The sequence below is a fragment of the Bacteroidota bacterium genome, from assembly GCA_016713765.1.
In the GTDB taxonomy this organism is placed as follows: domain Bacteria; phylum Bacteroidota; class Bacteroidia; order AKYH767-A; family 2013-40CM-41-45; genus Pollutiaquabacter; species Pollutiaquabacter aromativorans.
Genome location: JADJON010000002.1, coordinates 1 through 21,778, shown reverse-complemented (window position 1 = coordinate 21,778; position 21,778 = coordinate 1). Strand labels below are relative to the sequence as shown.

18 protein-coding genes, 2 tRNA genes and 7 pseudogenes are annotated in these 21,778 nt (G+C 52.6%); 15 read left to right on the top strand and 12 right to left on the bottom strand.

The annotated features are described in order from the left end of the window. Window positions 1-1,243: 1,243 nt before the first annotated feature. The 5 genes and pseudogenes from IPJ96_10830 to dnaN all read left to right on the top strand — a co-directional run bounded on the left by IPJ96_10830 (window position 1,244) and on the right by dnaN (window position 6,471). Window positions 1,244-1,402: a hypothetical protein gene (locus IPJ96_10830; GenBank protein MBK7910833.1), complete on the top strand. Its 159-nt coding sequence runs from the start codon at window positions 1,244-1,246 to the stop codon at window positions 1,400-1,402. A gap of 362 nt (window positions 1,403-1,764) precedes the next feature. After that, a complete protein-coding gene (locus IPJ96_10825) occupies window positions 1,765-2,484 on the top strand; it encodes a hypothetical protein (protein MBK7910832.1) in 720 nt (239 codons plus the stop codon). Next, complete coding sequence (locus tag IPJ96_10820; protein MBK7910831.1) at window positions 2,481-3,416, top strand: Gldg family protein; 936 nt, start codon at window positions 2,481-2,483, stop codon at window positions 3,414-3,416. Before IPJ96_10825 ends, IPJ96_10820 begins: the two co-directional genes overlap by 4 nt. 213 nt (window positions 3,417-3,629) lie before the next feature. Next, entirely contained in the window at window positions 3,630-5,153 is a 1,524-nt protein-coding gene (locus IPJ96_10815; protein ID MBK7910830.1) for a hypothetical protein, read from the top strand. Window positions 5,154-5,346: 193 nt separating this feature from the next. Continuing rightward, window positions 5,347-6,471: pseudogene (dnaN, locus tag IPJ96_10810) on the top strand (DNA polymerase III subunit beta). Between the two features lie 65 nt (window positions 6,472-6,536). Here the strand turns inward: dnaN and IPJ96_10805 are convergent. From IPJ96_10805 to IPJ96_10775, 7 genes are all read right to left on the bottom strand, one after another. Then, on the bottom strand, window positions 6,537-6,680 hold the full coding sequence (locus tag IPJ96_10805; GenBank protein ID MBK7910829.1) for a hypothetical protein: 144 nt from the start codon (window positions 6,678-6,680) through the stop codon (window positions 6,537-6,539). Between the two features lie 11 nt (window positions 6,681-6,691). Beyond that, window positions 6,692-6,943 carry a hypothetical protein gene (locus IPJ96_10800; protein MBK7910828.1) on the bottom strand — a complete coding sequence of 84 codons (252 nt, stop codon included), beginning with the start codon at window positions 6,941-6,943 and terminating at the stop codon, window positions 6,692-6,694. A gap of 203 nt (window positions 6,944-7,146) precedes the next feature. Then, window positions 7,147-8,865 (bottom strand): T9SS type A sorting domain-containing protein, encoded by a 1,719-nt coding sequence (locus tag IPJ96_10795; GenBank protein ID MBK7910827.1) that lies wholly within the window; start codon window positions 8,863-8,865, stop codon window positions 7,147-7,149. A gap of 378 nt (window positions 8,866-9,243) precedes the next feature. After that, window positions 9,244-9,327: transfer RNA gene (locus IPJ96_10790), tRNA-Leu, on the bottom strand. Between the two features lie 56 nt (window positions 9,328-9,383). Continuing rightward, a tRNA-Leu gene (locus tag IPJ96_10785) sits at window positions 9,384-9,463 on the bottom strand. A gap of 108 nt (window positions 9,464-9,571) precedes the next feature. After that, window positions 9,572-9,694 (bottom strand): prolyl oligopeptidase family serine peptidase, encoded by a 123-nt coding sequence (locus tag IPJ96_10780; GenBank protein ID MBK7910826.1) that lies wholly within the window; start codon window positions 9,692-9,694, stop codon window positions 9,572-9,574. Next, window positions 9,654-11,615, bottom strand: coding sequence for a S9 family peptidase (locus IPJ96_10775; GenBank protein ID MBK7910825.1), 1,962 nt, complete (start codon window positions 11,613-11,615; stop codon window positions 9,654-9,656). Before IPJ96_10775 ends, IPJ96_10780 begins: the two co-directional genes overlap by 41 nt. 97 nt (window positions 11,616-11,712) lie before the next feature. Between IPJ96_10775 and IPJ96_10770 the strand changes: the two genes are divergently transcribed. Continuing rightward, a complete protein-coding gene (locus tag IPJ96_10770; protein MBK7910824.1) occupies window positions 11,713-12,234 on the top strand; it encodes a hypothetical protein in 522 nt (173 codons plus the stop codon). A gap of 72 nt (window positions 12,235-12,306) precedes the next feature. Here the strand turns inward: IPJ96_10770 and fabG are convergent, their stop codons facing one another. Next, entirely contained in the window at window positions 12,307-13,053 is a 747-nt protein-coding gene (fabG, locus tag IPJ96_10765; GenBank protein MBK7910823.1) for a 3-oxoacyl-[acyl-carrier-protein] reductase, read from the bottom strand. 190 nt (window positions 13,054-13,243) lie between these two features. On the opposite strand from fabG, the pseudogene IPJ96_10760 reads away from it, so the two are divergent. Further along, a pseudogene (locus IPJ96_10760) lies at window positions 13,244-14,289 on the top strand (IS481 family transposase). 168 nt (window positions 14,290-14,457) lie between these two features. On the opposite strand, the pseudogene sucD reads toward IPJ96_10760, so the two are convergent. After that, a pseudogene (sucD, locus tag IPJ96_10755) lies at window positions 14,458-15,337 on the bottom strand (succinate--CoA ligase subunit alpha). A gap of 126 nt (window positions 15,338-15,463) precedes the next feature. Between sucD and mnmE the strand changes: the two are divergent. Next, window positions 15,464-16,865 (top strand): annotated as a pseudogene (gene mnmE / locus IPJ96_10750) (tRNA uridine-5-carboxymethylaminomethyl(34) synthesis GTPase MnmE). A 24-nt stretch (window positions 16,866-16,889) separates the two neighbouring features. On the opposite strand, the pseudogene deoD reads toward mnmE, so the two are convergent. From deoD to IPJ96_10735, 3 genes and pseudogenes are all read right to left on the bottom strand, one after another. After that, window positions 16,890-17,594: pseudogene (gene deoD, locus IPJ96_10745) on the bottom strand (purine-nucleoside phosphorylase). Between the two features lie 42 nt (window positions 17,595-17,636). After that, the gene (locus IPJ96_10740) at window positions 17,637-17,759 is read right to left on the bottom strand and encodes a cupin domain-containing protein (protein ID MBK7910822.1); all 123 of its coding nucleotides are present in this window, start codon (window positions 17,757-17,759) and stop codon (window positions 17,637-17,639) included. A 36-nt stretch (window positions 17,760-17,795) separates the two neighbouring features. Continuing rightward, the gene (locus IPJ96_10735) at window positions 17,796-17,969 is read right to left on the bottom strand and encodes a cupin domain-containing protein (protein ID MBK7910821.1); all 174 of its coding nucleotides are present in this window, start codon (window positions 17,967-17,969) and stop codon (window positions 17,796-17,798) included. A gap of 189 nt (window positions 17,970-18,158) precedes the next feature. On the opposite strand from IPJ96_10735, the pseudogene IPJ96_10730 reads away from it, so the two are divergent. The 7 genes and pseudogenes from IPJ96_10730 (at window position 18,159) to IPJ96_10700 (ending at window position 21,778) form a co-directional block, all read left to right on the top strand. Continuing rightward, window positions 18,159-19,452, top strand: a pseudogene (locus IPJ96_10730) (acetyl-CoA hydrolase/transferase family protein). Between the two features lie 43 nt (window positions 19,453-19,495). Further along, on the top strand, window positions 19,496-19,747 hold the full coding sequence (locus IPJ96_10725; protein MBK7910820.1) for a hypothetical protein: 252 nt from the start codon (window positions 19,496-19,498) through the stop codon (window positions 19,745-19,747). A gap of 34 nt (window positions 19,748-19,781) precedes the next feature. After that, window positions 19,782-19,877, top strand: coding sequence for a hypothetical protein (locus tag IPJ96_10720; GenBank protein ID MBK7910819.1), 96 nt, complete (start codon window positions 19,782-19,784; stop codon window positions 19,875-19,877). Next, the gene (locus tag IPJ96_10715) at window positions 19,877-19,990 is read left to right on the top strand and encodes a CotH kinase family protein (protein MBK7910818.1); all 114 of its coding nucleotides are present in this window, start codon (window positions 19,877-19,879) and stop codon (window positions 19,988-19,990) included. Before IPJ96_10720 ends, IPJ96_10715 begins: the two co-directional genes overlap by 1 nt. A gap of 93 nt (window positions 19,991-20,083) precedes the next feature. After that, on the top strand, window positions 20,084-20,350 hold the full coding sequence (locus tag IPJ96_10710; GenBank protein MBK7910817.1) for a CotH kinase family protein: 267 nt from the start codon (window positions 20,084-20,086) through the stop codon (window positions 20,348-20,350). Continuing rightward, the gene (locus tag IPJ96_10705; protein ID MBK7910816.1) at window positions 20,311-20,739 is read left to right on the top strand and encodes a CotH kinase family protein; all 429 of its coding nucleotides are present in this window, start codon (window positions 20,311-20,313) and stop codon (window positions 20,737-20,739) included. The genes IPJ96_10710 and IPJ96_10705 overlap by 40 nt, the downstream gene beginning before the upstream one ends. A 304-nt stretch (window positions 20,740-21,043) precedes the next feature. After that, a pseudogene (locus IPJ96_10700) lies at window positions 21,044-21,778 on the top strand (AAA family ATPase).

The following is a 21,778-nucleotide window of genomic DNA, read 5'->3' as shown; positions in this document are numbered from 1 at the left end:
TTTTGCATTTCCACCCTATTGGATTCATTGCGTGCAACATCTATTTGGAAACTACTCCCGTAATTTAACGCTTGGTCTTCTCGCACTTGTTGTTGCCTGCTGCATTCACCTCATCAAGTCCGGGGAACGCGGAAGCTCCCGGAGCACTCTGCACGCACGGGAATCGATGGTACGGATCGTTCACTCAGCAACCGTTTGCGCAGGCAGCATCTGCTTCGATGTATTCACCAACCCGATAAGGACGGTCAGATCTGACGCTGGGTGGGGGATCTTTCCTAACGCCTGTTTGAGCTGTTAAACGCGCAAGGAAACAGCGGTCATTTATAAAGGACGCCGGGCGAACAGAAGGCACGCGAGGTCTTTATCGCTTCACCATTTTCGGTGGGACCGAAAACACAAGTTCCCGTGGAGTACACCTTACCGGTCCCGGGCAATATCCAGACCAGGGGCGTGACGAAGGAGATCAGTTGCAAAGGAATGGATGTGATGGTCAGATCCTACGGGAAGCGGTCCAGCTCGTTGATAAATACTTCTACACCTGGAGTGACACCCTGGACAAACTCCGGAGCGAGATTCATTTGAAAGCCGGCAGCTACTTAGTCGTTATCAGCGACCCGAACGGGATGTTCCATTGAAAGAGAATTCGTGCTGGATGAACCAGAAGCGCCGACCACGAAACAGCATCGTGATTCTTTCCAGAATGGCTTGAATAGTCAACGGCCGAATCAAACTGGAAGTATCAGGAACATGGCCACCAGTATGACTGGAACGGCTTGTCCGGATCCGAACCGGCACCAATCTTCCGTAGCGGAAGGGCATTATGGATCAGCCTTAACTGATGCGAATGGATGCAGTCTTCGGGACCGCATTCATGTTCAACAAAGCGTTAAAGCTGATGGTACAAAATGCCAAGATCCAGCCAGCCTCCTGCCCGGAACAAGCGGACGGTAGCGTCCATTACAATCAATGGTGGCACTGCTCCTTATGGAGATCGAGTGCGGTTTCCTTACGGCGGATCAGTTACAGCATGCAGCAGCGCCTACTGCCGGACTTTATACCGTCTAGGTTGCTGATGCCGCCGGATGCTCCGCGGCACGGAATTGTCGATCGAAGCGTAAGATCCCAAAAGTCCAGTGCTGGAGATGCCGATACTATTGAATTCCGGCTACGTAGTCAGGTCGCGCTATCAGCCGGGAATGCATGGCATACTTGCTGAATGGAGCGATGGCAGCCGACATAGTTCTTGTCGGTCGTAACCGGGCCGGAAAAATATTCCGTATCCGTCACCGATGATCATGGTTGTCAACAGCACGCGACGATCGTGGCAACCGCAGTGAATTGCAATGATCACCTGCTCGGCACGTCCGCCACCGACTCCCCCCTGCTACGGGTTTCCCGCTGAATCCTGCTGGTGATTTGACAACGGTACTGCTGGACCCTAAATGTCCGGAAGGCAAAACCCCGTTTTTACTCGAGACGCACTTGGCCGACAATTGCAAGTGATTACACCGCGGCGTGATGGCGCTGAGATTGAAACCCTTTGCGCAACTACCCGGCAGGAACTTATCCTTGCCGATGATCCTTCAGCCTTCCGGCATCGAGACCATCCGGTTGATAAAGTACTGACAACCCGCCTTAGCATCGCTTCAAAAGAAGCGGGCGCCAACAGGAAATACGCTATTTTTTCGGCGCATTCCTGCCCGTGTACGCACCTTTCGTAAAGAACCATCGAGCTTTCTGGGATCCCTGACCGGGTACCCGGTGATGACCGTTTTCCTGTTGTCGGTCGGAATATTCCTGTGGATTTTTCCGGATGCTTCTTCAGCATTCCGGATAACTGGATCGCCGCCCTGGACGGCTTGTTCATCGTCGCGCCCTAGTTGTACTGTTCCCGATCCCGGCGACCAGCATGCGGATGTTTTCCGAAGAGCAGAAGACCCCGGAACACTTGAACTCCTGCTAACGCGTCCCCGAGCGAATTTCACTGGTCTTCGCAAAGTTCCTCGCCGCGTTTGTCTTGGCGGTGTTGTCGTTGATTCCTACCCCGATCTACTACTTCCACGGTCTACCGTTTGGCGGTTCCAGCCGGGTAATGTTGACACGGTGTGCATAGCGGGTTCTGGCATCGGATTATTGTTCCTGTCCCCGGCTTCGTGGCAATCGGCATCTTTGCTCGGCGCAAACGAACAATCAGGTCGTCGCGTTCTGTTCGCGCTGATCCTCTGTTACTCTTTCCACGCCGGATTCGACGCATTCGCCTTGTTAGGAATTCCTGTACGGTTGCAGAACATCCTGTCGCAGTTGGGAATCGCCAATCACTATGCCGCGATGAGTCGAGGCGTGATGGATTCCCGCGACTTGCTCTATTTCGTCAGCCTGACCAACTGCTTCTGCTACTTCTGCTCCGCTTCACGCCTGGAAAAAGAAAATGGTCATGAGCTCGTGCGCAACGCAAGGATAGTCTGCTTCGACGCCTCCTGGTGATCCTGGTCTCGGTCAACATCATCGGCAACTTTCTCTTTTTCCGGATCGATCTGACCGCTGAAAAGCGATACAGCATCAGCGATGCTTCACGCGAACTGGCCGGCTCGCTGAATGATGTGGTTTATTTCAAGGTCTACCTCGATGGCGAACTACCACCGGGATTCCGGCGGCTTCGAAATGCTACCCGGGAATTACTCGATGAATTCAGGATCTACGCGGGCGGCAATATCGAATATGAGTTCGTCGACCCCTCCGCCGAACCGGAGGAAAAGAAACGGCTGGAACTCTACAAGCAATTAGCCAGGAAAGGTCTGCTCCCAACCAATTTAGAGGAACGTGAAAAAGGCGGGAGTAGTCAGAAGATCATTTTCCCCGGCGCGATCGCTTCCTTCGGTGGGGAGGAAATTCCCGTTCAATTGCTGAAGAGCCGGCTTGGCAGCTCGCCAGAAGAGATGTTGAACACGTCGGTCGAAAACCTGGAGTATGAGATCGCGGGAGTGTTACGTCGCTTCACCCGCACCGGCGGAGCCCCGCGTATCGGCTTCCTGCGCGGTCACGGCGAATTGGACAACAAGCATATTTCCGACGCAGCGCGCGCGTTGAACGAATATTACAATGTAGATACCGTCTTCATTGGTGGTCGACTCGACGCCCTGAAGGACCACCGGTTGCTGATCATCGCCAAGCCAACGCTGTCGTTTGACGAGAAGGACAAGTTCGTCATCGATCAGTTCATCATGCGAGGCGGACGGGTGTTATGGCTGATCGATCGCATGCAGGCGGAGATGGACAGCCTTGGCCAGACCGGCACGACTGTGGCAATCCCGTACGAGCTTAACCTCGACGACCAGCTATTCCGCTACGGAGCTCGCGTCAATACCGATCTGGTCATGGACCTTCAGGCGGCACCCATCCCGGTGGTGACCGGGTAAGTGGGTAATCAACCCAAGCAGGAATTACTACCCTGGTATTATTTTCCCTGTTGGAAAGCACGGATAACCATCCGATCGTCCGCAACCTGAACGCAGTTAAAACGGAATTCCCTCTCCTCCGTCGACACCATTGATGTAACCGGGATCAAGAAAACCGTTTTGCTGGCGGGCAGTCAGTATTGCCGTCTGCAGTTGCCGCCCGCCCGTATCTCCATGAATATCCTGCAACAGGAGCCGGATCCCGCGACCTTTCCACGCCGGCATGTGCCGATCGTCTTGCTCCTGGAAGGTAACTTTCGTTCCCTTTATGAAAACCGGTTACCGGACACGATCGCGAAGGATCCCGGAATCGGTTTCCGAGCCGCAGGAGACAGCAGCAAGATGATCGTTGCGGGTGACGGAAATCTGATCGAAAGTCAGGTAAGTAAAAAAGGCGCTATTTATCCGCTCGGATACGACCGGTTTTCGCAGCAACAATTCGGCAATCGGAATTTCATCCTGAATGCTGCCGATTACCTGTGTGACGATACCGGAGTGCTCGCACTTCGTGCCAAGGAATTCCGGCTGCGTTTGCTGGATGCCGGTAAGTTGAACGAGCAGGGAACGATCATCCGCTGGGCCAATGTCGTGCCTTTTGCTCCTGCTTTGGATCGCGGGCTGGCTGTTCCACCTCGGTCGGCGTCGCCGTTATCAACGCAAATAAGGCGGGTCAAACATGAAAAACAAAACCTCTTCCTTGCAGCTGTCCTTTTAGCGATTACCGCGGTTTGGTTCGGATGGTCGAATAAGAACAGTACGATCGACAAGGAAGAACTCCGATTCGCAGTCGATACGGGAAGTGTCCGGAAAATTTTCCTCGCCGATCGTACCGGAAGGTCCATTACCATCGAACGCGCCGGTGGAGCCACCTGGTTGGTGAATGATTCATTCCCCGCTCGTCAGGACCTCTTGAAAAGTTTGTTAACGGCTATCGCCGGCGTGGGAAGTCAAGACCCGTGTTTCGAAAGCCGGGTTCAACAATGTGGTGAAAGCGTTGGCTGCCGACGGCGTCAAATGCGAGATCTATTCCGGCGATTCGAGCAACCTGTAATGACGTATTATGTCGGAGGGCCGACTGCGGACCAACTGGGCACCTTCATGATGAAAGAAGGCGCTGACCTGCCATTCATCTGTGGAACTACCGGGCTTCAACGGTTATCTCAGCCCCGGTATACAGCTAATTCGCTTGAATGGCGCGACAAAGTGATCTACTCGTTGCAACCGGAAGAGATCACGAAGGTCCGCGTGCATTACCCGTCCCGACCAGACTGGTCGTATTCGCTGAGCCGTACATCCAACGGATTCGTTCTCGGTGATCCACTTGATGGAACTTCGATCGGCATTGCCGACACGACTTCGGTCAGGAACTATCTCTACCTGTTTCGAAAAGTACCCTTCGAGACAGAAGCGATGAAGATGCGAAAAGAAGAACAAGATTCACTCTCCCGACTGACGCCGGTTGCTGAGTTGGAAGTCACCGATACCGCTGGACGGGTTCACGGCTTGAGGTTGTTCCCGATGCCCGTTCAAACCGGTGCGCTGGCAACACATGACTCCCTGGGAAACCCACTCCAGCACGATGCAGATCGCTTTTATGCAACCGATCCTGTTCAGTTGAAGTGGTGGGTGCTGCAACATTTCACCTTTGATCCGCTGCTTCGGAAGAGAAGTGACTTTTTATCAGGAGGAAAGAAATAAACAGTCCGGAAGAAACCCTTTCCGCGCCCTCGTAAATAGCTGTTTATTAACAACATAGCATTACTCTAGGTAGTATCGCTTGTTCATATTTTAAGGAGCAATCACGCTGTCAGGAACTCAGATTTTACGGGGAATGTGGTAGGTTTGTGGGTCGAAGGCGACGGTAGTTCGCCTTTTGTTTCCTTCCGAACCTATGAAATTCATCGTATCGAGCAGTACGCTCCTGAAGCAGTTACAACAGATCTCCGGAGTCTTGAACTCCAGTAACCCGCTTCCCATCCTGGACAATTTCCTTTTCATTGTTGAGAAAGGCAACCTGAACATTTCCGCTTCGGATCTTGAGGCAACGATGACCACCGGAGGTCACCCTGATCGAAGGGAAGCAATCCGGAAAGATCGCCATCCCCGCCAAGATCCTGCTGGAGACACTCAAGACTTTTTCGAACATCCCCTCACCTTCCTGATCGACGATAAGACGAAAGGGATTGAAATCGTCAGCGACAACGGAAAATACAAGTTGACCGGTTTCGATGGTGACGAGTTCCCGAAAGTTCCGGCCTTGGACGGCGCCAAGAGTATCGAAGTTCCGGCTTCGTTGTTGCAGAAGGCCATTGCCAAGACCCTCTTCGCGACCGGCAACGATGAACTGCGGCCTGTGATGTCGGGGGTGTTCTCTCAATTCTCCAAAGACAGTCTCACCTTTGTAGCTACCGATGCGCACAAGTTGGTGCGATACCGGCGTACTGACCATCGTGCCAAGCAGGAAGGGGCTTTCATTTTGCCAAAGAAGCCGCTCAATCTCTTGAAGGGTATTCTGGGTACGGGTGACGAACCTGTCTCCATCGCCTACAACGACAGCAATGCATTCTTCACGTTCGGCAACTTCTCGCTCATTTGCAGGTTGATCGACGGACGGTATCCGAATTACGAAGCGGTTATTCCGGTTGACAATCCGAACAAACTAACGATCGATCGCATCCAGTTCCTTCAATCCGTGCGACGGGTCTCGATCTTTTCGAACAAGACTACCCACCAGGTACGGCTCAAGATCCAGGGGAGCGCGTTGCAAATCAGTGCGGAGGACCTTGATTTCGCCAATGAGGCGAACGAACGCCTGAGCTGCCAATACACGGGTGAAGACATGGAGATCGGATTCAACGCCCGCTTCCTCGTCGAGATGTTATCCAACCTCGACAGCGAGGAAGTGATGATGGAACTTTCGGCACCCAACCGTGCAGGACTTTTGATTCCGTCCGGCACCGAAAGTTCGGGCGAAGACCTGCTCATGCTGGTGATGCCGGTTATGTTGAACAACTGATCAAACCCGGAAAAATGAAAACGGCAGCCCGATAAGGCTGCCGTTTTTGCTTGTTCAGGATCGGATCATTCGTCCGCCGAAAGCGTAGTCGAGATCGTGCCGCCGCTTTCTGATTGCTTCGGTTCATGCGGCACCTTCCAAATGATGAAGGCGAACAGCAGGATAAAGAAAACCAGAAACAGTCGGTTGAAAGTGCTCAAACGTTGCATGACTGTGGATTTCAGTGAATCGTAGTGGCAGTAACGATCGATTGTACGTCCACCAATTGACCCATTTTTTTGTGAGCTTCCAGGTCATGGTGCGAGCGTGCCGATTCGAATGCCAGGAGGTTCTTCGCAGGGATAAAGTAGAATTCTACCCGGGCTTCTTTGATGTTGTAACGGGAGATGACCATCCCCTCGTCTTTGCGTCCATCGGAAAAAGTGAAATTGCCTTGTTGGTAAATCAGGTTTTGCATTTCGCGGATACTCATATCGACAGGTGTTTTTAGTTGATTGTTGAACAATAATACCTTCAGCACCTGCCGGGCTGCAATTTACTTTGGTAAACGGAGCATAATTCAGGCCTGTTTATCGCACATTCCGGGGTGAATGGACCGTTTTGTACGGTAACAGAAAAAGTAAAAGGGCCTTGGAAGTTGTACCTCCAAGGCCCTTTTTATCAAAAATTCTGTAATTACTCTACAATTACCCGGATTTTCTCCTGCGATCCTGCCGAATTGAGGCAGATGAGGTAGATACCAGGGCTCATGCCGGTCAGATCCAACAGTTCACGGTTTGAACCGATTGAGCTTGAACGATTCAGCGACATGACGTCGCGGCCGGTGATGTCGACCACTTTCAAACCGTAATCCTGAGCAACGGTAGATTGGAAGGCGATCTGTATGGAATTCTTCGCCGGATTCGGGAACGCGATCAGCTCCAGGAATTCGGTATTGCTCTCAGAACCAGCAGTACGGCAAGGATTGACGATCACTTCCAGCGTGCGGGCCGGGCTGATGCCACAGTCGTTGAATGCGCGCACACTTACATTTCCGGTCGAAGCACCCAAAAAGTCTACGGTAATGCGCGTAGTTCCTTGTCCGAGTGTGATGTTGGCACCCGGCGGTACACTCCAGTCATATCCGTTCGCGCCGAACATCGGTTGTACCTCGTAATATGCAATGCTGGTCGCCGGATTGGAATTGCATGCGCCGGTCGGTCCATCGATGAAGCGAGGCGTTTGCGGACGCGCGAATACCACTCCACAACGAGCCACTGAACTACCACAGGAATTGTTCGCCGTCACGCAGAGCGTGGCTTGGGTGAAGCCGGTAGCGAAATCCACGTAGATGGTATCGTTCCCGTTTCCATTGATCGTCGTGTAAGTTCCGGGGGTAAACGTCCAGGTGTACGACTCCGCGCCCGGCACAGAATCGACATAGTACATTACGCTCGTCATATCACAGACGCCAAAGAGTGGACCACGGATTCCACCCGGCTTGACCGGTACAGAACGGATCTTCAGTTCGCGTCGCTCGGAAGAGTTACAACCGCTGTTCGATTGCACGTAGATCGAGCCGTTCACAAAACCTGCCGGGAAAGTAATATCCACGGAGGTGACAGAGGTAGTCAACGGGTTACCGCTCGTCACCGGGGAGGCAATGACACAACCTGCCGGTGCGAACCAGGTGTACGAGGTTGCGCCGGGGACCGCCTGGATCGAATACGTATAGGTACCGTTCGGACAGGCGCCGGTCGGCGGGCCGGAAATAGCGCCTGGTTTGGTCGGTGCATTGAATACGGTGATCACTTTTTGTCCGGTGGTTCCACGACAGTTGCTCGCCGAGACACGCAAGTACCCCCAGCTGAAAGCGGGACCCGCTTCTACCGTGATGGTAGCAGTTCCTTGCCCGCTGAGGATGGTCATGGTCGGTGGAACGATCCAGTCGTACGAAGCAGCATTGGGATCAGGAGTCAGGACGGAATACGTCACGACTTGACCGGGACATACGCTGTAAACAGGGCCCACGATCGAATCCGGAGAATTCGGTCGTCCGGCAGCTGCGATGGTGGTGATGCAGGACGGGCTACTGGCTCCGCTTCCGTCATCGGCCGTAACGCAGATGTCGCCGAAATCGCTTCCGAAATCAACGACGATTGATGCTGTACCGGCACCAGAGACGATGGATGCACCACTGGGTAGTGTCCAGTCGTAGGTAACGCTTCCGGGTAATGCCGCTACGGCATACGCTACACCGGTTTGGTTGACGCAAACCGCTGACGGACCTGTGATCGGTCCGGGTGTCGCAGTCGCAGCAAGTTGCGATGCGGGTTGAATGCCTTCGGCACGCGCCCACAACGCTGCTGTCAGATTAAGCGCTATCAGAAATAACGCCAGGGTAAATTTCTTCATGACCGTAGAAATTGAGATTTGATTCCGACTGTTATATAGTCCGGAAGTCGCCCTACAGTTGAGGTGTCAGGCTGCTGCGACTTACAACTGTAAGGTTCATGGAAGAAATGTCGCCGCATTTCGAAATCACGGTGAAGAGTATCCAACAATCTTGCGATACTGGCATGAAAGCGAGTCAATGGGAGTTATCGCCTCCAAACTTCATTTGAAAAGAAGCCGATAGAATCGCATGGATAGAAAAATGAAGGATAAGAAAAGCACAATCGAGCGGTAAATAGCGCTCATGTTTACAGAAGCGGAAGTCGGAAACCCTTGAGCGCACAACAAGAAAATCGTCAAAAAAAGAGAAAGCCCCTTCTTTCGAAGGGGCTTGTCCGGTGCCCGGGGTGAGACTCGAACTCACAAGGATGTAACTCCAACGGCTTCTGAGACCGCAACGTTTACCAATTTCGCCACCCGGGCATCTTTCGATGCAACAGCATCGGGAAGGTCGGTAAGACCTCCCCTGGTAAACGGTGTGCCCAGGGCGAGACTCGAACTCGCACGGTTGCCCGCCACCCCCTCAAAGTGGTGCGTCTACCAATTTCGCCACCTGGGCAAGGGGATTGACCGTCCGGTAAATCGACTGTAAATGAGTCGTTTTTATCGCAACGGGGCTGCAAAAATAACCTTTTTTAGATTCCTAACCGGCTTTTTTCAGATTTTTTTACTTCAAGTATCGATCCAGCCAGTCGAAGAAAACACGTTGCCAGACGACACTATTTTGGGCTTTAAGGACCCAATGGTTCTCATCCGGGAAACTCAGCAGTCGGGCCGGGATACCACGCAGACGTGCCGCCGAAAAGCCTCCAGTCCCTGTGTATAAGGGACCCGATAGTCTTTTCGTTGGCGATGATCAGAATGGGTGTATCCCAGAACTGAACGAATTTTTGGGGTGAAAACTGCTCGTAGCTCTTAGGCTTGGGGCTCTGCCAGAAATTCCCTTCAAACTCGTGGATCGGGAAAAAGGGTTCTTCGGTCGCAATACTGGATTCCAGGTTATAGACACCATTGTGGGAAATGAAGCACTTGAACCGCTTCTCGTGATGACCGGCAAGCCAGAAAACCGAATAGCCGCCGAAGCTGGCTCCTACCGCCCCCAGCTTATCCTTGTTCACGTAAGGTTCTTTCGCCACATCATCGATCGCGCTGATCAGATCACGCATCGGTTGTCCGCCCCAATCTCCCTGGATATCGTCGTTCCACGCCTTTCCGAATCCGGGAAGACCGCGACGATTCGGGGCAACGACTATATATCCGTTGGCAGCCATGAGTTGCAGGTTCCATCGGTAGGAAAAGAACTGACCAACCATCGATTGAGGTCCGCCCTGGCAGTAGAGCAGTGTCGGATACTTTTTACTAGCATCAAAGTTGGGCGGATAAACCACCCACGTCAGGATCTCCTTGCCGTCAGTGGCCTTGACCATGCGCTTCCTTACTTCACCCATCTTCAGCGCTTTCAACGCTTCTCCATTCACCTGGGTCAGCTGCCGGCTCGATTTTGTCTTCGGGTCGAACACGAATAGCTCAGCCGGATGCGATAAGTCTTCCCGTGTTGCTACGATTACGTCTTCACGCTTTCCATTTGTCGCTACGGTGAATGCCGTATAATCCGCAAGTTCATCGGAGAGTTGTCGCCACACGATAGCGGAACGCATGCGTGGATCGGCAACGAAAAATTGAATGGTTGCGTTGATTCCTGAAGTGAAATATACTACCTGACCATTCGGGCTCCAGTGGTGAGCGTCGACGCTGTTGTCGTATCCTTGCGTCAGGTCACGTTTGGTCCGGGTCTTAAAGTCATACAGTATCAATCGGTTTTGATCGGCTTCATAGCCGTCTTCGGCCATACTTTGCCAAACCAAGCGTGAACCATCCGGTGAGAATTCCGGTACCCGATCATATCCTTTGTTTCCTTCCGACAGATTCGTGGTTTTCCCTGTGGCCAATTCGTAGAGATAAATTTCAGAATTGGTACTGGTGGCATACTCAACCCCGTTCATCTTTTTACAGGTATAAGCGATGCGAGCACCATCCGTTGAAATCGCGATCTCCTCTCCCCCGCCCATCGGCTTCATCGGCGCGTCAAAGGGCTCGCCGGCCATGATATCGACTACGGGTCCCAGGGTCGAATCGTTGAGCGAAGCAGTAAAGACATGACTACGGGAACCATCGTCCCAGGTATCCCAATGACGCGCATTGAGATCGTCATAGATGCGCGCGCTGTTCTTCGGCAGGTCAGGATAAATATCCTTTCCCAGTGTCTTATTTATGGCGACATCCTGAGCAAACCAGATCTGTTTACCATTTCCCGATAGTCCAAAGGCGTTGATATCCTTATCCAGGCGTGATACTTGCCGACGATCGGAAAGGTCGGAGCGGACACGCCAGATCTGGGAGGTCCCGCCGGCATCGCTCAGGTAATACAGGATCGAACCATTCGGACTCCAAACCGGATTGGTTTCCGTCGCGGTTTCTCCGGCCATCAAATGTGATTTCCCGGTAGAAAGCTCCACAACCCAGATATCAAAATTGCTCTTACCACTGGACAGGTCGATGGTTCGAACGCTATAGGCGGCTTTATCACCCTGAGGTGCCACAACCGGTTCGGCAACCCGACCGAATTTCCATAATAGTTCAGGAGTCAGTGTGGACTGCGCGTTCACAGTCATCGACAGGCTTATGAAAGCCGAAAGCAGGATTCGCTTCATGGTAGTAGAATGGGTCGACGAAGATAATCCATTGGCCTGATTCCGCCTTGCGTCCGCGCCCCTATCGGCTTATCTTTGAAGAATAAAACATCTTCGAATGCGCAGCGCTATCTTGCTTTCTTTGATCCTGTTCGCCTTCTTCTCCAACGTCAAAGCGGAGGACAAAAAGCCGATTTGTGACACGTTGAAGCTGGACCTGGATTCCGGAAAGGTCAATAAATGGCGACCCGACGCTCCAGTGGATAGCCTCAAGAAGTACTTTCCCTGCTATTCTCAATTCACGGAAGAAGGCGGGGAAGAGTTCTGCGGCGGTGGCTTGGATTTCGAGAACATGGGGCTGCGCATGTACACCGGATTGAATTGCTTTGAGGTCCTGCCCGGTTTCAGTGGCAAGATCAACTATCAGCTGTTCGGCCACGACGAAGCCTACCTCGAGGAAGTTCTCGGACAACCTGTCCGCGTTACGGACAAACAGGATTACGAGGATTCACCCATTACGAGCATCTACCATTTCAAGCGACCTTATGGTTGGTTGTTGGTCTGGGTCAGTCCTGCCCATGAGGTAATCAGGATTCAGGTACACACCCGTGAGCTGGACAAGCTTCAATGGTGCGATTGATCGACTACCGCTATAAAACGAAACGCCATGCTGAGTATGATGCATGGCGTTTCTTTTTTCATTCAAACTGTATCAGGTCAACATCCCACCATCTACGTTCAGGACCTGTCCGGTGATATAAGCCGACAGCTCGGATCCCAGGAAGATCACGGCGTTAGCCACATCGTCGGGTGTGCCGCCGCGCTTGAGCGGAATGGCTTCGCGCCATTGCTTGACGGTTTCCTCGTTGAGGACTCCCGTCATTTCCGTCTCGATGAATCCCGGTGCGATAGCGTTGCAGCGGATGTTGCGGGACCCCAATTCCAGGGCAACAGATTTGGTGAAGCCGATTATCCCGGCCTTGGAAGCGGCATAATTCGCCTGGCCGGCATTTCCCTTTACGCCTACGACGCTCGAAATATTGATAATGCTGCCCTGCTTCTGTTTGAGCAACTGGCGGATCGCAGCTTTGGTAACGTTGAAAACCGAATTCAGGTTGATCCGGATGACTTCGTTGAATTGCTCCTCCGTCATGCGCATGAGCAAACCGTCACGGGTGATGCCCGCATTGTTGACGATGACCTCGAGTGAACCGAAGTCGCTTACGATCGCATTCACCAGTTCTTCGGAGGCTTTGAAGTCGGAGGCGTCACTTCGATAGCCTTTGGCTTTGATACCGAATGCCGCCAGTTCGGCCTCAAGTGCTTGCCCTTTCTCAACCGAAGAGAGATACGTGAACGCGACATTGGCGCCGTGCTCCGCCAACTTAAGGGCGATCCCGCGACCAATGCCTTTCGATGCACCGGTGACAAGGGCGGTTTTTCCGGAGAGTAGTTTCATTTTAGTGAACAGTGAATAGTGAATAGTGAATAGTGAATAGTGAATAGCGAATAGCGAATAGTGAAGAGTGAATAGTGAAGAGTGAAGAGTTGTCCTTCAACTTTCAACTGTACTAGTTAGTATTTAATCTGACAGATAAGGGTTATCTTTAGGATACGAAACATAACAATAACCCCTAAACTGTCAGACAATGAATACAGAAGCTAAGTTAATCAAAACCAAGTTAGGCTTGTTGAAGTTAGCCGAACAATTGGGTAATGTATCCCAGGCGTGCAAAGTGATGGGCTATTCACGGGATAGTTTCTATCGGATCAAAGAGTTGTACGATACTGGTGGGGAGACGGCTCTGCAGGAGATCAGTCGGAAGAAGCCGATACTGGCCAATCGGATGGATATAGCCTGGGAGAACGCCATCGTACAGATGGCCACCGACTATCCGGCCTACGGTCAGCTTCGTGCATCGAACGAGTTGCGTAAGAAGGGGATTTCTGTTTCACCGGCCGGGGTACGGTATATCTGGATGCGGCATGATCTGGAGACCTTTGCCAAGCGTCTGAGCGCTTTGGAGGCGAAAGTGGCTCAAGACGGACTGATTCTCACCGAAGCGCAACTGGTTGCCATGGAAAAGAAACGGGAACAGCAGGAAGCCATTGGCGAGATTGAAACCGAACACCCCGGTTACCTTGGAGCCCAGGACACGTATTATGTGGGCAATATCAAGGGTGTAGGCCGGATTTACCAGCAAACCTTCATCGACACCTACAGCAAAGTAGCCTTTGCCAAATTGTATGACCGTAAGAACGCCTTGACGGCAGCCGATATGCTCAACGACAAGGTGCTACCATTCTTTGAGGAGCATGGCTTGCCGCTGCTTCGGGTACTCACAGACCGGGGTACAGAGTACAACGGCAAGCGGGAGAGTCATGAGTACAGTCTTTATCTGACACTGGAGGATATCGATCATAGCCGTACCAAGGCCCGGCATCCTCAAACCAACGGCATCTGCGAACGCTTCCATCGGACAATCCAGAACGAGTTTTATGCGGTTGCCTTCCGAAAAAGGTCTTTGGATCGCTGGAGGAATTACAGAAGGATCTGGATCAGTGGATAGAAGAGTACAACTGTGAAAGGACACACACCGGAAAATACTGCTTTGGTAAAACACCAATGGAGACATTCCTGGACAGCATACCCTTGGCGCAAAGTAAAATGCTCGATAAATTAGCAACCGGTTAAAAGTTATTCCGGGCGACGGATCCTTAAAAATCCGTCAGACCGGAAATAACTTTTAACCAACCCTGTCTGTCAGGTGAAGTTCTAACTATTACATTTCAACATTCAACTTTCAACCTTCCAGCTTCAACTTTCCCGAATTACTAATTACTAATTACAAATCTTCCCCCCTCAGGCCGTCACCCCTTTCAACACCTTGGCCATCGTAACGCCGATGAAGGCGGGTGTATCGACAACGTGAATGCCGCATTCGCGCATGATCTTCATTTTTGCTTCTGCGGTATCATCCGCTCCCCCGATGATCGCACCGGCATGTCCCATGCGACGTCCGGGAGGCGCCGTCTGGCCGGCGATGAATCCGACTACGGGTTTGGTGCCGTTCTTCTTGATCCAGCGGGCTGCTTCCGCTTCGAGACTTCCGCCGATCTCACCGATCATGATGATGCCTTCCGTTAGCGGGTCGTTCATAAATAGTTCGACTGCTTCCCGGGTGGTGGTTCCGATGATCGGATCACCTCCGATACCGATGGCGGTAGAGATTCCCATGCCGGCCCGCACGACCTGGTCGGCGGCTTCGTAAGTCAGGGTTCCGGATTTGGAGACGATACCGACTTTCCCGGGTTTGAACACGAAGCCCGGCATGATGCCAACCTTGCATTCACCCGCGGTAATCACACCCGGGCAATTCGGCCCGATGAGACGGGTTTGTTTGTCGGCCAGGTATTCTTTACCTGGATCATATCGCGCGTCGGGATACCCTCAGTGATCGCAACAACCAGCTTGATGCCGGATTCGGCCGCTTCCATGATCGCATCGGCTGCAAAAGCCGGCGGTACGAATACGATGGAGACATCCGCACCGGTCTGGCGGACCGCATCGGCTACCGTGTTGAAGACCGGACGTTCGAGGTGCGAAGTGCCGCCTTTCCCGGGGTGACGCCGCCTACGACATTGGTTCCGTATTCGATCATTTGCGAAGCGTGGAAGGTTCCTTCGCTGCCGGTGAAGCCCTGGACGATGATCTTGCTGTTCTTGTTTACGAGTACACTCATGGAAATAGGGTTGCTAAGCTGTTGGTTGCTAAAGAAGAAGTCTGACTTTTCTCGCAATTCCAGCGCGAAAATAGTGTTTTGCCCCCATGAATCCACCGGATTGGGTAAATTTGCACTCCTTTCAACATGCTGAATTTCAAGCCGGACGATACCATTGCGGCGCTATCGACAGCCCCCGGAACCGGAGCCATTGCGGTGATCCGGCTATCGGGGAAATCCGCTTTTACCATCGGTGACCGGGTGTTTCGTGCAAAATCCCGGTCAATAAAGTCGTTGCAGGACCAACCGGGCTATAGCCTGCACTTCTGGTGAATTTCATTTCGACGATGCGGTCCTGGACGAAGTTCTCGTTGCCGTTTTCGCGGTCCTCACTCCTACACGGGTGAAGATACCCTGGAATTTTCCTGTCATGGTTCACCATTCATCCAGCAACAACTCTTGCAGGCGCTTTGCCAGCAAGGGGCACGGTTGGCTGAACCGGGAGAGTATACGCTTCGCGCCTTTCTGAATGGAAAATTGGATCTGTCGCAGGCCGAAGCGGTCGCCGATCTCATCGCGAGTGGTTCGGCTGCTGCCCATCGCGTGGCCTTGCAACAGATGCGCGGAGGTTTCAGCAGGAAGATCAAAGACCTGCGTGCTGAACTCATCCACTTTGCATCCCTGATTGAATTGGAACTGGATTTTCCGAAGAAGATGTTGAATTCGCCAACCGCGAACAAATGCGCGGTCTGGTCAAGCGTTTATGTGGCCAATTGGACGCCTTGATTCGCTCGTTCGAACTGGGCAATGTCTTGCGGAATGGCATCCCGGTCGTTATCGCGGGTAAAACCGAATGTGGGCAAGTCAACTCTCCTCAATACGCTGCTGCGGGAAGAACGCGCCATCGTCAGCGACATAGCCGGAACGACCCGCGATACGATCGAAGAAGAGCTCAGCCTCCAGGGAATACGGTTTCGTTTCATCGACACCGCAGGGATCCGGGATACCAGCGATACGATCGAACGGATCGGTGTGGAGCGTACGCTGGACAAGATCCGGCAATCTCCGCTCCTGCTCTACCTGTTTGACGTTACCGAAACGACTGCCGGCTCGCTGCAATTGGAACTCGAAGCGTTACGAAAATTAGCCGGCAGTGACACGTTCCGTCTGTTGCTTGTCGGAAACAAGTCCGACGGCAGCCAACCCGAAGCGCTAGAAAAGGAATTCAAGAACTATCCTGAAGTCATTTTTTTCTGGAAAATCCGGATCGGGACTCACTGTATTAGAAGAACGCTTGCTGTCGGCGGTTGACGCCGAACGGTTGCAAAGCGGCGACACGATCGTGAGCAACGCCCGGCACGCACTTGCTTTGCAGCAGACCGAAGCTGCACTTGAAAGGGTACTTGCCGGTCTCGATTCCGGAGTTACGCACGATTTTATCGCCAGTGACCTGCGGGTCGCCTTGCATCACCTGGGCGAGATCACCGGGGAAATCAGCACCGACGACCTCCTGGACAACATTTTTTCCAAGTTCTGTATCGGGAAGTGACGATCCTTACGGAAAAGTCCGGACTCAAAGCTCAACACAGGCCTCCAAAGCCAGCTCGATCATCGGCTTGAGTGATTTTTCCTTGCTTCTGGGCTGATGACTTCGCCGGTCGGAATTACGTCGGAAATTGTCAGCAAGGTGCCAGCGGTCTTTTTCAGGTAACGGGCATTGGCAAAGAGGGCGAACGCCTCCATTTCCACCGCCAGGCAGTTGTGTTCAGGACGATCTCGGGCAACTCCTTGCTGGCTCTGTAAAAACATCGTTGGAATGAATCGTTCCGGCATGCACCGGCTGGTTCAACCGACGAGCGGCTTCATTGATCCGTTCAAACGCTGGTCCCTGGTGGACCATCTTATTGCCTTCGAAGCCGAAAGCGTTGTGCGCGTAGGTCGATTCACTGCAGGCAAACTCGGCGTTTACCAACTCGTAGGTCTTCAGATTCGGGAGGTAAGAACCGGCCGTTCCGATCCGGATAATGGTCTCGACCTGATATTCGGTATAGAGTTCGAAGGAGTAGATTCCGATGGACGGACAGCCCATTCCGCTTCCACCTACGGTGACGCGCTTGCCTTTGTACTCACCGGTAAAGTAGAACATGTTCCGCGTGGTGCTGACCAGCTTTGGATCCTTCAACCAGTTCTCGGCGATGTACTTAGCGCGAAGCGGATCGCCCGGGAGTAGAACGATGGGTGCGATGCTTCCCTTTTCAGCGTTTATGTGAAGGCTCATAGTGTTTGAATCAATAGTTGATATTCCGGGGTGCAAAAATGCTCACTTCAATTCAAAATCCCTAAAGTCGAATCCGGGGCTGACCTGACAACCCACCAGGCAGAAAGACCCTTCAGCCGCCAACCTGGCCCCGAACCATCGACCTGCAGGTACGACATGTTGCAAGACTTCCGCCGTCGAAACAACGCTTTCCCAGCCGTGTCACCACTTCCCTGCCCTGTTCATCGATTTCCACAATTCCAGTCCTTCGCCATCGTGATAATACCAAAGTTCATCGCTTTTAATCCGATGCAAGGCAGAGGACTGACCCGCTTTCAGCAGAAAAAGAATGCTGGTGGCAAGTGATCGGTCACTGTCAAAGTCAGCCAAGCAGATATTCGTTGCACTTCGGAAGGTCTCTCCAAAGTACCCTCCTCCGGATGGGCAATCATGTGAAAGTACCGGATATAGTCATCCGCTGTCATGTCCGAAAGATACGGATATGATGTACACGACCTTTTCCAACGTTTCTCCCTGATGAAGGTCAGAGCCGATTCAGGAGTTCGGAATATCTTTGCCCGCATTATGCAATACAAAGTAGATTACCTCCCGGCTTCGGAGGCGCTCCAGGTAGTCCAATCCGGTCAGCGGGTCTTCATTCACGGCAGCGCGGCGACTCCTACCCATCTTGTACGGGCACTGGCCGGGGAAGCTCCACGACTAAAGGACGTGGAAATCGTCTGTATCAGTGTACTGGGGGACTTCCCGATAGCCGAATCCCGGTATGAGGGCAACTTCAACATCAATTCATTCTTTGTTTCCGAACCGATCCGTCCCGCAGTGAACGAAGGGCGTGCCGATCACATTCCGGTCTTTCTCAGCGAAATCCCGGATCTCTTCCGCACCGGTATCATGCCCCTGGATGTGGCGTTGGTGCAGGTATCGGAGCCGGATGCGCATGGCTTCGTATCCCTTGGCACCTCTGTGGATATCGCCCGAGCCGCCGTCAATACAGCCGAACATGTCATTGCGCAGGTCAATCCACTTATGCCACGAACCCACGGCGATGGACTCATTCATGTCAGCGAACTGGATGCACTGGTTTATGCGCCAGAGCCCTTGCACGAGACGGTTTTCGGCGATCGGGTAACCACCACCGAACGGGAAGATCGGCGAGCATCGCCGAATTGATTCCTGATGGCGCTACGCTTCAAATGGGTATTGGCGCCATTCCGGATGCGGTGCTGAGTTGTCTCGGCAACCACCGTGACCTGGGCGTTCATACGGAAATGTTCTCCGACGGGATCATTCCGTTGATCGAATCGGGTGTCATCAACAATAAACTCAAAACGAAGCACCCCGGACGGGTGGTGACCGGTTTTTGTCTGGGCAGCCGCAAACTGTACGACTATGTTCATGACAACCCGTTCTTCACCTTTCTGGACATCGACTATGTCAATGAAGTATCCGTTATCCGTCAGAACCACCAGATGGTGGCCATCAACAGTTGCATTGAAATCGACCTGACCGGACAGATCTGTTCGGACTCTATCGGCACTTATCAGTATTCCGGTGTGGGTGGTCAGATGGATTTCATGAGTGGCGCGGCCTTGTCAAAGGGCGGGAAAGCCATCATCGCGCTGCCCTCGCGTACAGAAAGAAAGGTGCTTTCCCGGATAACGCCCTTCCTTAAGCAAGGTGGCGGAGTGGTAACGACGCGCGCCCATGTCCACTATGTGGTCACCGAACACGGTATTGCCTACCTGTTCGGGAAAACCTGCGGGAACGCGCCCGCGAATTGATCCGCATCGCTCATCCCGATGACCGCGAACTGCTCGAGCAGGCCGCGCGTGATCGATTTGGGCGATGGTCGGATTAAACCCAGCTACCCATTAGATGTCCAACGGACTTCATCACCCGCCATGCGTCAATTTCTGTTCCTGGTATTTTCGATCGTGTCCGCCGGATTGCATCTTGCAACGGCCCAAACAGCCGGACAACAACTCTGGTCGCAAGCCGTCGTGCATGATGTGTACCTGCAGTTCCACCAGCTTTCCTATCTCGATACGCTGTCGACCAATTATACAGCGGATGTTTATACCGTATGCGACCTGACCATAGACGGCCAAGTGCTTTCTAACAGCGGCGCTAAATACAAAGGCAATAGTTTATAACAATCCCGGACCGAAGAAATCTTTCAAGCTTGATTTGATCGAATTCGTATCCGGTCAGGAATATGATGGCATCAGGAAATTCAACCTGAACAATGGCTTCAAAGATCCCAGCTTTCTCCGGGAAAACTGATGCTCGATTTTCTGGTTTCACACGACATAGCGGCACCCAGATGCTCCTATGCCAGGGTCTTCGTCAATGGCACCTATTGGGGTTTATACACTTTTGGTCGAAGAGGTCAATAACGACTTTTGCGACCGTTGGTTCGGTAGCAGTTCCGGCAACCGTTCAAGGGTGATCCTTCCGGTGACCTGCGCTGGTATGGAAGCAGTCCGAACTTGTATTACAACCGTTGTGAACTGGATAATAACGAAACGGCCAACGACTGGAGTGACCTGATCCGACTGATCGATAAGATCAATAACAGCGGAACAGCCTTTCATGATTCACTGGCCGAAGTGCTGAACACCTGGCCTTTCTTCCGCCATTGGGCTGCCGACAACCTGTTCGCCAATCTGGATTCCTACATCGGCTCCGGTCACAATTATTTCATTTATCACGAAAAGTGTATCCGGATCGCTTCGAATGGATCCACTGGGATGTAAACGAAGCGTTCGGGAATTTCCAGCAACAACTCAGTCTTGCACAGATCAAACCCTTATCGTGGGATTACATCAGTAATGCGACAGGGCGACCCTTGTGTCAACGCGTGCTGGGCGACCCGGGATACCGGAGCGATTACATTCAGGCGTTGTGCCCACTGTCGGAAGATTTCAGTAATAACTACTTTGACCCGATCATCGACAGCATTGTCCCGATCGTCCGTCCGTTCGTGTATGCCGATTCGATGAAGACCTTCTCCAATCAACAGTTCGAGGACAACGTGGTTTCCGACATCAGCATTACCAGCCCCATGGGTACACAATGGATCGCGGCATCAAGTCGTTCATCCAGGACCGGGGAAGCAACATCCGGAGCCAATTGTCCTCCTTAGGCTGCATAGTTGGAGTCGATCATTCCACGGCGGGAAATTCCAAACCTCAATTATTCCCAATCCTGCCAATAGCACCACCTTCATTCGCTGGGAACAACCTTTGGCAAACCCAATACGTGGAAATGCTTGACCTGTCCGGTAAAATGATCCGAATTTCTCAGGTTCAAGTTGGAGTTTCGGAATATGTTCTTTCGCTGGACGATCTTCCGGCTGGAGTTTACCTCCTCCGGCTGGGTTCGAGGGAACGGCTCCGACCTGCCTTCCGTTGATGATCACACGCTGAGCATTTGCTTACCTTTGGGGCATGAGTCCGCTCGCCGAGCGCATGCGTCCAGAAGATCTGGACCACTACATTGACAGGAACACCTGGTCGGACCGGGCGGAGTGTTGCGCCGTTCCATCGAAGCCAATACCATCCCGTCCATGATTTTATGGGGACCTCCCGGAGTCGGTAAAACGACTTTGGCGGGTATCATCGCGAAAAAGCCCGCCGGGCCGTTCTATATCCTAAGTGCCGTTTCGTCGGGTGTCAAGGATGTCAGGAAGTCATCGAAAAAGCTTCCCAATATTCGAGGGAGTTGAAAGAGGTTCCCGGAAATGCAACCTTTTCATCGATGAAATCCACTGGGTTCAGCAAGTCCCAGCAGGATTCGTTGTTGGCCGCGGTCGAAAAGGCATCATCACCTGATCGGCGCCACAACGGAGAACCCATCCTTCGAGGTGATTTCTCCCTTACTCAGCCGCTGTCAGGTTTACGTTTTGCGGGAGCGACTGCTGCCAAGCGTGTCAGGCTGCGTAACAGGCGATCGAGCGCGACGACGACCCGCGCCAGCGAAAAGCCGACTTGAAGGAAAACTGATGCCTTGCCCGCATCCCAGGAGGAGATGGCCGCAAACTATTGAATTTTTTGGTGGCTTGTGGTACAATCCATGCCGCCAACCCTCGCCAGCGATCATGACAGACGAAGCAGCGCTTCGTTGCGCAGCAGAATCTGGCCTCGACAATACGCCAAAGGGGGCGAGTATCACTATGACATCGT